Here is a 10,949-nt window from a genome sequence, read left to right as displayed (position 1 = left end):
GAGGGACTCGGCCTTGAGTTCTGCCTCGGCCTGGAGCCAGTCCTGGACATCGCGGCCGCTGGCTTCGCCGTGGTTTTGAAAGGGGAGGAAGGCGCGGCATGCGACAGCCTCGGAGGTGGGTGGCAAGACCTGCTGCTGCGGCCGTGGGGTCAGGGACTCGTGACTGGCGACCGGGTGAAGACGCGCGGTGTGTGCGGGGTTGAGTGTCATGGCAGGCACATCATCCAATGCGGCCCCCGGTTTAGCCATGGGGTCTACACCCCAAGGGGATCAGATGATCGTCACCTGGACGCTGTTTTCAATGATGCCCATGGAGATGGCGTAGCGGGTGAGGCCGGCGGTGTCGTGGATGTTGAGCTTGTCCATGAGGCTCTGGCGGTGCTTTTCGACGGTCTTGACGCTGATGTGGAGTTCATCGGCGGTTTCCTTGTTGGCCTTGCCTTCGGCGATGAGCTGAAGGACCTCCATTTCACGTGCGCTGAGGGTGGGGACGGTCTTGCCGGGGAGCTCGCCCTGATCGCGGTCTTTTTGCTTTTGATGATTGCGGCGTTTGGCGATGATGGGGCTGAAGTAGGTCTTGCCCTGGTGGACGGCGCGAATGGCCTCTGGGAGGACATGGGCGGCGGTCTGCTTGATGAGATAACCGGAGGCGCCGATGGCCATGACCATGGCGACGTAGGCATCATCACTGTGGGCGGAGAGGATGAGAATCTTGGTGCCGGGAAAGGCCTGAAGGATCTGGCGGGTGGCCTCCATGCCATTGAGCAGGGGCATGGCGATGTCCATGACGACGACATCCGGGCGCACCTTGGTGACGAGTTCCACGGCCTGGCGGCCGTTCTCGGCTTCGGCGACGACCTTGATGTCGGGTTCCAGATTGAGCATGGCGCGCAGGCCTTCGCGGACGATCTGGTGGTCTTCGGCGAGCAGGACGTTGATGGAGTTCATAATGAGTTCAGTTTACAGCGGGATTGCCTGGCAAGAGGAGAATTCTTACCTCAATTTCCGTGCCGGTGGGGGGCTGGAGCCGGGGTGCTTCATGGGATTTGCACCAACGAGTGATGGATGGGCTTGAAGAAATCGTGCCCCTGATAAACCTCGCGGATGGCCCGGGCGAGGATCTGCGAGTCACTCTGCTTGACGAGGTACCCGGCGGCGCCGAGATCCCTGGCCTGCTGGATGTAGGCCTCCTCGTCGTAGGCGGTCAGCACGATGATCTTGGTGGAGGCGGGGGTGCATTCGCGAATGCGGGAGATGGCGTCGAGCCCGCTGAGCAGGGGCATGGCGAGATCCATGACGACGACATCCGGGGCGAGCTTGTTGGCGAAGGCGACGGCCTGATGACCGTTGGCGGCTTCACCGACCACCTGAATGTCAGGCTCCAAGGCGAGCAGTGCGCGGAGGCCTTCACGGACAATGGTGTGATCATCTGCGAGAAGAACGGTGATGGGGGTCATGAGAGGGCAGCGTGGGTGAGTTTGCTGGGGCAGAAGAAGGCGGTGCCATGATGGGCTCCGCGAATCGCCTCAGGCAGGAAGAGGGTGTCGGTTTGTTTGACGAGATAGCCCGATGCGCCGAAGGCCATGGCCTGCGCGATGTAAACGTCGTCACAGTGGGAGGAAAAGACCAGGACCTTGGGTTTGACGGTGAACTGCATGATGAGGCGGGTGGCCTCGATGCCATTGATCAGGGGCATGGAGACATCCATGATGACGACGTCCGGACAGAGCTGGCGGGTGAGCGACACGGCCTGGCGGCCGTTTTCGGCTTCGCCGATGACGTGGAGGTCGGATTCTGTCAGCAAAAGTTCGCGCAGGCCTTCGCGGATGATGCGGTGGTCTTCAGCCAGCAGGATAGTGATGGGGAGCATGGAGGAGGGAGGGATTTTTCATGAGTTCGTTTGAATCTGCGGGGATCTCCACCAGGACGGTGGTGTGCTGGCCGGGCACGGAGGCGACGCAGAAGGTGCCGCCGATGATCTCGACGCGCTCACGCATGCCGAGGAGGCCCAGACGGCTGGAGCCTTTGGCCGGGGAGGCGTCGTCTCCGGCAAAGCCCTGGCCGTTGTCTGTGATGACCATGCTATGGATGCCGTCGTGCTTCTGAATGCTGATGTCAACGCGTGTGGCTCTGGCATGGCGGACGACATTGGTGAGGGCCTCCTGCGCGACGCGGTAGAGGACGGTGCGGCCGGAACTGCCCAGCTCTTCCACGCCTGCATCCGTTTTCAGATTGACCTCAAGTCCGGTCTGCTGGGTGAAGTCTTTCAAATAGGACTCGAGTGCGGGGATCAGGCCCAGGTCATCGAGCATGGCGGGGCGCAGATCACGGGCGAAGCGGTGCACGGTGTCCACCGACTCTGCGACGAGCTGCTGAGTCTGGGCGATTTTCTCGCGGAGCTCCTGAGTGCTGGTGCAGTTCTCCTTTTGCAGGAGAGAGAGGCGCATGTTGATGCCGGTGAGAGTCTGGGCGATGACGTCATGAAGCTCACGGCTGATGCGTTTGCGCTCGTCTTCCTGAGCCTGCAGTGCCTGGTGTGAGAGGTGCCTGAGCTGCTGCTGCATCTGACGTGAAGTTTCCAGGAGCTCGTCGGACGTGGCCTGGCTGGTGCGGAGGGCGTCCTCCACGGTTTTGCGATGAAGGATTTCGAGCTCCAGCTTTTGATTGGAAGCGGCGAGCACCTCGGCGCGGTGCTGCACCTCCTCGGCGTGCTTGCGTGCGGTGATGTCCTCCTGGATGCTGACAAAGTGGATGATGTCGCCCTTGGCGTCCTTGACCGGGGCGATGGTTTGATCGGAAACATACAGGTCTCCGTTTTTGTGACGGTTGGTGATCTGGCCGCTCCAGACATGGCCGGAGAGAACGGTCTGCCAGAGGTTTTGATAGAAGGCTTGGTCATGGGCGTCTGAGCGAACGAGGCTGGCCTTCTGACCGAGGGCTTCAGCGGATTGATAACCGGTGAGCAGGGTGAAGGCCGGATTGATGTATTGAATGATGCCGCCATGATCGGTGATGAAGATGGCATTTCCGGCAGACTCCATGGCAGTGTTGGCGAGCTGCAAGGCGGCGAGGGTCTGCTTGCGTTCGCTGATGTCGTAAAAGCAGTTGATGACGCTGGTGATTTGATCGCTGTCGTTTTTTTGCGGCCGTATGTTCATGATCACGGTGACCTGTGTGCCGTCCGGCCGGTCGATGAGCACCTCCACATCGCAAATGGCGGGAAGCAGGCCATGCAGAACATCGGCGACGGGGGACTGAGCGAAGGGGATGCAAGTGCCGTCCGGGTGGAGCCGCCGGAACGAACCGCAGAATTTTTGATCGGTGTCCCCCAGTGCGGGTTTGCGGCCCCAGAGCTCTGTGGCGCGGAGATTGTATTCCTGAATCCTGCCTGCTGCATCGCAGCAATAAATGGCCATGGGCCCGAGCTCAAACAAGGTGAGGTAGCGTGCCTCGCTGGTGCGCAGGGCCTCCCCGGCCAGGGCAATGATCTGATGGAGCTGGGGCGGTGCGGAGTCGGGCATGCGTTGCTGGTGCAGGCCATGCGCCGAGGCGGGGACTTCGGCGGGTGATTCACTCGGAGTGTTCATGGGCATTCCAGGGAGGTGGTGTCGCAGGACGGGTTCACTGACTTGGGTTTGGCGCTGTGGCCTCGGATGAAAGCTCAACCAGGATGGTGGTGCCTTTGCCTGGGGCGGACTCCACGCAGAAGGTGCCGCCGATCATCTCGACGCGCTCACGCATGCCGAGCAGGCCGAGGCGGTTGTTCTTCTTGGCGCTGCTTTTTCCTTTCACGGTGAAGCCGCAGCCGTTGTCGGTGATTTTCATGCTGATGCCGCCGTGGGGATTCTGGATGCTCAGGTCCGCCTGGCTGGCCTGCGCATGGCGCGCCACATTGGTGAGGGCCTCCTGGGCGATGCGGTAGAGGACGGTGCGGATGGCGCCGTCCGCCTGCTCAATGCCGGCAAAGGCCTGCAAGCTGACGCGGATGCCGGTGTCCTGCATGTAGGAGGTCATGAAGGACTGCAGCGCGGGGATGAGCCCGAGATCATCCAGCACGGAGGGGCGCAGCTCGCGTGCGAAGCGGTGGACGATGTCGACGGATTTTTCCACGAGCTCCTGCGTGCTGGAGATCTTGCCCTGCAGTGTCTTGTTGCTGACGGTGGAGTCTGTCTTCAGGGCGGCGAGGCGGACATTGATGCCTGTGAGGGTCTGGGCGATGACATCGTGCAGCTCGCGGCTGATTTTTTTGCGCTCCTCCTCCTGGGCGGTGAGGAGCTGACGCGAGAGCTGCCGGAGCTCCTCCTGCAATTCGCGGGATTTTTTGAGCAGGTCGCTGGAGGTCTGCTGGCTGATGCGGAGGGACTCCTCCATGGCCCTGCGCTGTTCGACTTCCTGCCGGAGCTCCTCCACGGTGGCGGCGAGCTCCTGGGTGCGCAGGCTGAGGGTCTGGACCATGTGATTGAGCTGGATATTGGCCTCGCGCGCGCCGCGGTGAGTTTCCTCAAGCGGTGTGATGGCTTCGGCAAAAAACAGGCCGGCGCGCCCCATGAGACCATCGCTGGTGCTGGAGGAGTAACCGGGCAGCACGAGGGAGACGAGGGCGACCTCATGCATGCGTGCGAGGTCGAGCGTCTCCAGCCCGAGGGCGATGGCCTGGCGTCCGAGCTCGTGAGCGGGGGCTATGCTGGCACCCGGGCCTTCCTTTAAGAAGTGCTGCAGTGCTGCGTGGTAGAGACGCGAAAGATCCGTGCGCTTAAATTTCATGGGGAATGCCGAACTCGTGGGCGAAGTGGTTGATGGTTTTCACGGCAGCCTCCACCAGCTGCTGCGTGGTGGCTATTTCCTGGGTGATGCCTTCATGCCTGGCGGCCATCTGCTTTTTCAAGGTAAGCAGCCGCATGTGGATGCCAAGCAGGGACTGGCCGATGTCGTCATGGAGCTGGAGGCTCATTTTTTTGCGCTCCACCTCGTCTGCGGACATGATCCTGTGCGCCATGTCCTTGAGCTGCTGCTCAAGCTGGCGGGAGTCCAGGAGCAGCTGGCTGGAGGTGCGTTCACTGTTCTCCAGCGCGGCCTCGGCGGTCATGCGTTCGGTGATGCCCTGCTGGAGGTGACGATGGGAATCTGCGAGATCCAGCGTGCGCTGACCCAGGCGCTCCTGGAGCTGCTGCAAGTCGGCGCCGGACTCGCGAGCCAGGCGGTGGGTTTTTTCGATGGGGACGATGGCTTCGGTGAAGAAGCCCTCCGCACGCTGCGTCATCTTGCTTCGAGTGCTGGGCGAGCCATCAGGGGGAATGAGCACGGCCAGGGCCTGATGGTGGACTTTGGCCAGGTCCAGTGTCTCGAGTTCCATGTTTACCGCCTCCGTACCCAGTGCATGGGCGGGCAGGAGGCTCGCCTGGCGGCCTTGCTCCAAATGGGTGCGCAATGCCGCCAGGTAATGGGCGGACAATTGGCTCAACAGGGATTCACTCATGCTTGTACTGGAAGGACAGCATTCGAGCCAGCAAGGCTTGATCCTTTGCTGGTACGGCTGCTGGGCGTCAGTTATCGGCCAGCGCTGAAAAACTAACCATGGGGTGAAACCCTACCTGCTGACATTCGTTCAACTAGAGTGTCTCTGTTCGGGGGCGGCGGTGGCGATGACCTCGGGCGGCAGCAGGGCGGAGGCGCCGGTGTAGGCATTGATGGCGCGCTTTTGAGCGAGGTCTGTCTCGGTGTCTTCGACAGATTTCTCGGCTTCCAGCGCCTGCTCGAGCAGCTGGCGTGCAGCCTCGACACTGAACCTGAGTGGTGGTTCAGTGAGGGGCGGGGAAGGTGGGTGATTCATGTCTTGGGGGCAAGCGTCGTCGGCAGGGACGGCAACTGCGATGGGGTGAAACCCTACTTTGCATGAAATGTCGCGTGGGAGGAGCGTCCGCCGGGGTAGGGTTTGACCCCATGGTAGAAAATGCCACCACCCCCTAGAGGGGGGAGGCCTTTGGACTTCTGCTCCAAAGGCTCCGTCAATAAACAAACGCAATGCATCCCATGAAGAAAATAACCTCACTCCTCCTCACTCTCACCCTGGCCACCAGCGCATTCGCTGGTACCACGGACAACTCCAAAGCCGTGCAACCCACGATCGCCGCCGCCCAAGGCTGTGACTGCTTTGCACCTGGCTTTGCCATGGGCGCCTTTGGTGGTGCCTTCTTTCCAAGCCATGGCGGCTCAGGCGTCGCCGGTGGTGGCGTCCTGGCAGAATACTTCGTCAGCGAGTACCTGGGCTTCCAGGGCAGCTACGGCGTGTATGCCACCAACAGCGAACATCACCAGATGGATGGCAGCATCGTTCTGCGTGCTCCGATCAAGAGTCTCTGCATCGCCCCGTATGTGATGGCGGGCGGCGGCGTGGGCACCAACGCGACGACGCGGGGTGACTTCCATGTGGGTGGTGGTCTTGAAGCCCGCTTTGCGAGCCTCAACTGCATGGGCGTGTTTGTGGACGGCAACTACTACTTTGCCTCCGGCACGAACACTGACTTCACCGTGGCGCGTCTGGGCGTGAAATTCCGCTTCTAACGCCTGCGGCATAATTCAACGACCTCCAGGGGGAAGCGGGCGACCGTTTCCTCCTTTTTGCGGGCGCGGCTCAGGACTTCTTCAGCAGGTTCTTCCACCAGGCATCGTAGGCGGTCATGGGGGTGCCGAGCGGGGTGTGTTCATACAGCCATGTGAGGGGCTGGTAGATTGTGGTGACCGCAGCGGGGACGTCGCCATGGATGCGCTGGCTGGAATACAGGGCCATCACCGGGCCGTGGCTGAGCAGGTAGACGGCGAAAAGCTGAAGCAGCGTGAGGAGGCAGCCGGATCGGGAGGAGGAACTCATGGTGAAAGACTAGCGAGATCGCCACTGCGGCCAATGGGGTGAACACTCCATGGCGAAACCGAGGGGGACTGGTCATTGTGCGATGACGAGCAGCGGGGCGCATTTGGTTCCGACCACCTGCAGGCTCAGCGGCGAATTCAGTCCAGCCATCACCCTTTAAACTCTCAACCACCATGCCTCAGACCTCTGTTTTCTGCTTCGCCTCCTCGCGCACCCAGGCGGGTCAAATCGTTGATCAGCTCAAGGCTGCGAGCTTTTCCAGCAACGACATTTCCGCACTGCTGACGGATCAGAATGCGGGCCGCGAAGCTGCGCAGATCCGGCGCACGAAGATGCCTGAAGGCGTCATTGCTGGGCTGGGCATCGGCGGCGCACTGGGCTGGATTGCGGGGATCGGCGTGCTGGCGCTTCCGGGCTTCGGCGATTTCATTGATGCGAGTCCCGTTCTGGCTGCGCTGACGGGTACGGCGATCGGAGCCGTGTCTGGTGCGGTCTGCGGCGGCTGGATCGGCAGAAGCATCCAGGAGCGGGAAGCCGGACGTGACCACGACCTGCTGCAGGACGGGAGCATCCTCATCTCCGTGCATGCTGAGAACTCGTCAGACATCACGCGTGCGGAAGTTATTTTTGCGGATGCCGGAGGGCAGGGGATCTGCACCAAGGGAGCGGAGGCCGATCCTGAGAGAAACCGGGCCACGGAGATCATCACGTATCCGGCTGCTCCCGGCGAGGCTTGAGACTATTCAGCATCGCTTTGTCATGAGGTGATGCGGGTTATACCCCATGGCGGATGAGGCGCGCGCTCCCTAATCTTTTGCAGAGGCTCAGGCACCGCGCCGCCAGCCATCCACTCCTGCGATTTTTCAACCACGACATGAGTTCAATCCCAATGATAGCCCCCACGATACCACCGCCCGAAAGCCCTCCCGCCAGTGTGAACGTCCAACTCGCCGACTACCTCGGCACGCAGAAGGAGGTGATCCTTAATGAATGGCTTTCGCGAGTGCATGGCGACGCCGCCATCATCGCGAGCGAAACCCTGAACACGGTGGCGCTCAAAAACCACCTGCCTGAGATTTTTGAGAACCTGGTGAAGACACTGCGGTTTTACGGCAGTGATGTGGTGGCGGAGAAGTCGCTCAAAGATGCGGAGGAGCACGGTGCGACGCGGCTGAGGCAGGGGTATGAACTGCCTGAAATGCTGCGTGAGCTGATGCACCTGCGCGCGATTTTGATCTACCACCTGCGTCAGTTTGAAGGCCTGCATCTGGAGTTTGGCGCGGCGTCCACGCTGTTCATCGCCACGACGATGCATCGTTTCATTGATGAGATGATGATTGATGCGACCGAGGAATATTTGTGGTCGCAGCTGAGCCTGCAGGATCAGATTCACCAGGGGCGCATCAAGTGGTAAGCGCGGCCAAGGCAATGGCACGGACCCGTGAGCAGCTGAGCACGCTGGCGGCCCACCTGGGAAAGCAGCGGGAGGTGATCCTGCAACGCTGGCGCACTGCGACGGAAAGTGTGGCGGAACTGGACATCGCGTCATCATTGACGCGGCTGCAGTTCAACGACCACATTCCCGGCGTGCTGGATTCACTGGCCCTGAGGCTGCGCGCGTGGCCGCAGGTGGAGAGCGCGCAGGCGCAGCAGAATGAAAAGGACCAGGTGATCGAGCATGGTCTGCAGCGCTGGCAGCAGGGCTACCAGCTGCGGGAGCTGACGCAGGAGTGGGGCCAGCTGCAGATGGCGGTGATGGAGGAGCTGGAGGCCTATGCGCCGGCGCATCCTCATCTGGAGCCGCCCGTCCTGCCGACGGCACGGCGCGCGTGGGCGCAGCTGTGCTGGGAAGGCATCAGCGACAGCGCCACGCAGTACTGGCGGCTGCACCAAGCGGAGGCGAACGGGCATGTGCGTGAACTGGAGCAGGCGCTGGCCACACTGAATGATCTGGACCGGGCGCGTGCGGTCGCATGGCGTGAAGCCACGCATGATCTGCAGGGCAGCCTGAGCGTGGTGTCCGGAGCGACTTCGGTGCTGGACCGCAAGAATGTGACGGAACCGATCCGGCATGAATTTGCCAGTTTGCTGCAGAAGGGCGTGGCATCTCTGAATGACATGCTCAAGGACCTGATGAGTCTGGCGCGGCTGGATGCGGGACTGGAAACCCGCAAGGTGGTGCCGTTTGATGCGGGGGTGCTGCTGGCGGATTTCTGCCTGACCTCCACGCCACTGGCGCAGGCGCGCGGACTGTATCTGAAGATGCTGGGGCCGGACTCTCTGCGGGTGCATGGCGACCGGGCCAAGATCCAGCGCATCCTGCAAAACCTGCTGCTCAATGCGCTCAAGTACACCCAGAGCGGAGGAGTGACCGTGATCTGGGGGCCCGGCCAGGGGAGTGAAACGAATGACTGGATGTTCTGTGTGCAGGACACCGGCCCTGGACTGGACGCTGGCCCGGGGGCACCGCTGGCACGGCAGCTGTATGAAGCCACGCAAACCGCGCACGCGGCGGATGACATTCATGCCCAGGACCGCACGGCGGGAGATCTGGCCAACGCACCCACGGTGCCTGCGCAGTCCGCGACACTTCCGGCAAATCAGCTGCCCGGAGAGGGCGTGGGGCTTTCCATCGTGAAGCGTCTGTGCGAGCTGCTGGATGCGAGCCTGGAACTGGAGACCAGTCCGGGTGCGGGCTCCACGTTTCGTGTGGTGCTGCCACGGCACTATAACAAAAGTGTAAAATAAAAGAGTAGGGTAACACCCCATCGCATATGAGTTGAATGGCCTGTAATTGTTTGGCCTGCGAGTCCAACACGACTTCGCAGGAAAACCAAACAACCCCCCCATGAAACCCAGAACTAACACACTCCTGTCAACAACGACGCTCGCCTTGTGCGGCATGTTCCTCCTCACACCGCATGGTGTGGCAGCAGAGAAAGACACCCTGAACACCGCTGACGTGGAATTCGTCAAGCATGAGGCCGCCGCCGGCATGGCGACGGTGCAGATCGCCGGACTCGGCGTGAAGAAAGCCACCCGCCCGGAAGTGAAGACCTTTGCCGAGATGATCGTCAAAGAGCACACCGCCGCCAATGAGGAGCTGAAGAAGCTCGCGGCCACCAAGGGCGTGGAGCTGTCCGCTGTGATCGATGCCAAGCATGCTGAAATGTTTCAGAAGCTGGAGCAGTACAGCGGCACTGAGTTCGACAAAGAGTTTCTCGATGTCGCGGTGAGCGGCCACAAGAAATGCGTGGGTCGTTTTGAAGACGCCGCGAAGGACAGCCAGGACAATGATGTGAAGACGTGGGCGGCCAAAATGCTGCCAGCACTCCAAGCTCATCTGGCCCAGGCCGAGGAGCTCAATGGCAGCCCTGCCACCCGCACAACGAAGGATGGCAGCACAACCAGCACCACGAAGAATGCCGACAACACCGAACGCAACATGCGTGACCGTGATGCCCGCACTCTGACCCCGCTGGACCAGGGCAACAGCCAGCCTGACCTCGACACCACGGCGCAGATCCGCAAGGAGATCGTTGGTGGGAAAGACATGTCGATGAACGCGAAGAACGTGAAGATCATCACCAACGGCGGCAAGGTGACGCTGCGTGGCCCGGTGAACTCCGCTGAGGAAAAACGCATCATCGGTGAGATCGCCGAGCACGTGGCCAAGGCCGGGAATGTGACCAACCAGCTGGAAGTGAAATCCGACAGCAACTGATCCCGCCCTTTTTTAACACACCCTTTTCAACCCAACCAAACCCAACCCCAAAACCAACCCTTATGTCCAAAAAATCTGTCTTCTGCATTGCCACTTCCCGCGCCCAGGCTGATCAAATCGCTGATCAACTCAAGGCTGCGAACTTCTCGAACAACGACATCTCGGCGCTGTTTGCTGACAAAGAAACGAGCCACGACTTCGCCCACGAGAAAAACACCAAGGCTCCGGAAGGCGCCGTCACCGGTGCGGGCACCGGCGGCATCATCGGCGGTGCGCTGGGCTGGATCGCCGGCATTGGCGCACTGGCCATTCCCGGCCTTGGGCCGTTCATTGCAGCCGGTCCAATCATGGCGGCAC

14 protein-coding genes and 1 pseudogene are annotated in these 10,949 nt (G+C 61.3%); 6 read left to right on the top strand and 9 right to left on the bottom strand.

What is annotated here, in order from left to right; genetic code table 11:
• The 8 genes from WAW39_RS19915 to WAW39_RS19880 form a co-directional block, all read right to left on the bottom strand.
• On the bottom strand, positions 1-210 hold a 210-nt coding region (locus WAW39_RS19915; protein WP_422320913.1), incomplete at its 3' end, for a DUF2934 domain-containing protein.
• A 60-nt stretch (positions 211-270) separates the two neighbouring features.
• Positions 271-948: a response regulator gene (locus WAW39_RS19910; protein WP_422320912.1), complete on the bottom strand. Its 678-nt coding sequence runs from the start codon at positions 946-948 to the stop codon at positions 271-273.
• Positions 949-1,037: 89 nt separating this feature from the next.
• Positions 1,038-1,457 (bottom strand): response regulator, encoded by a 420-nt coding sequence (locus tag WAW39_RS19905; protein ID WP_422320911.1) that lies wholly within the window; start codon positions 1,455-1,457, stop codon positions 1,038-1,040.
• Entirely contained in the window at positions 1,454-1,870 is a 417-nt protein-coding gene (locus WAW39_RS19900; RefSeq protein WP_422320910.1) for a response regulator, read from the bottom strand. The genes WAW39_RS19905 and WAW39_RS19900 overlap by 4 nt, the downstream gene beginning before the upstream one ends.
• The gene (locus tag WAW39_RS19895; RefSeq protein WP_422320909.1) at positions 1,842-3,587 is read right to left on the bottom strand and encodes a PAS domain-containing sensor histidine kinase; all 1,746 of its coding nucleotides are present in this window, start codon (positions 3,585-3,587) and stop codon (positions 1,842-1,844) included. Before WAW39_RS19895 ends, WAW39_RS19900 begins: the two co-directional genes overlap by 29 nt.
• Positions 3,588-3,621: 34 nt before the next feature.
• On the bottom strand, positions 3,622-4,764 hold the full coding sequence (locus WAW39_RS19890) for an ATP-binding protein (RefSeq protein WP_422320908.1): 1,143 nt from the start codon (positions 4,762-4,764) through the stop codon (positions 3,622-3,624).
• Entirely contained in the window at positions 4,754-5,476 is a 723-nt protein-coding gene (locus WAW39_RS19885; RefSeq protein WP_422320907.1) for a histidine kinase, read from the bottom strand. Before WAW39_RS19885 ends, WAW39_RS19890 begins: the two co-directional genes overlap by 11 nt.
• Before the next feature lie 129 nt (positions 5,477-5,605).
• Positions 5,606-5,830: a hypothetical protein gene (locus WAW39_RS19880; protein WP_422320906.1), complete on the bottom strand. Its 225-nt coding sequence runs from the start codon at positions 5,828-5,830 to the stop codon at positions 5,606-5,608.
• A 200-nt stretch (positions 5,831-6,030) separates the two neighbouring features.
• On the opposite strand from WAW39_RS19880, the gene WAW39_RS19875 reads away from it, so the two are divergent.
• Complete coding sequence (locus WAW39_RS19875; RefSeq protein WP_422320905.1) at positions 6,031-6,561, top strand: hypothetical protein; 531 nt, start codon at positions 6,031-6,033, stop codon at positions 6,559-6,561.
• A gap of 70 nt (positions 6,562-6,631) precedes the next feature.
• Here the strand turns inward: WAW39_RS19875 and WAW39_RS19870 are convergent, their stop codons facing one another.
• Complete coding sequence (locus tag WAW39_RS19870) at positions 6,632-6,868, bottom strand: hypothetical protein (protein ID WP_422320904.1); 237 nt, start codon at positions 6,866-6,868, stop codon at positions 6,632-6,634.
• Between the two features lie 173 nt (positions 6,869-7,041).
• Here WAW39_RS19870 and WAW39_RS19865 point away from each other — a divergent pair, with 173 nt between their 5' ends.
• The 5 genes and pseudogenes from WAW39_RS19865 to WAW39_RS19845 all read left to right on the top strand — a co-directional run.
• A complete protein-coding gene (locus WAW39_RS19865; RefSeq protein WP_422320903.1) occupies positions 7,042-7,605 on the top strand; it encodes a DUF3341 domain-containing protein in 564 nt (187 codons plus the stop codon).
• 137 nt (positions 7,606-7,742) lie between these two features.
• Positions 7,743-8,282: an RsbRD N-terminal domain-containing protein gene (locus WAW39_RS19860; protein WP_422320902.1), complete on the top strand. Its 540-nt coding sequence runs from the start codon at positions 7,743-7,745 to the stop codon at positions 8,280-8,282.
• 14 nt (positions 8,283-8,296) lie between these two features.
• Positions 8,297-9,616 (top strand): sensor histidine kinase, encoded by a 1,320-nt coding sequence (locus WAW39_RS19855; RefSeq protein ID WP_422320901.1) that lies wholly within the window; start codon positions 8,297-8,299, stop codon positions 9,614-9,616.
• Positions 9,617-9,716: 100 nt separating this feature from the next.
• Entirely contained in the window at positions 9,717-10,592 is an 876-nt protein-coding gene (locus WAW39_RS19850; RefSeq protein ID WP_422320900.1) for a DUF4142 domain-containing protein, read from the top strand.
• Positions 10,593-10,654: 62 nt separating this feature from the next.
• A pseudogene (locus tag WAW39_RS19845) lies at positions 10,655-10,949 on the top strand (DUF3341 domain-containing protein); the annotation flags it as partial.

Origin of the sequence: Prosthecobacter sp., assembly GCF_049294395.1 — a bacterium.
In the GTDB taxonomy this organism is placed as follows: Bacteria; Verrucomicrobiota; Verrucomicrobiia; order Verrucomicrobiales; family Verrucomicrobiaceae; genus Prosthecobacter.
The sequence above is the reverse complement of the archived record's forward strand: the minus strand, read 5'-3'. Positions and strand labels throughout refer to the sequence as shown.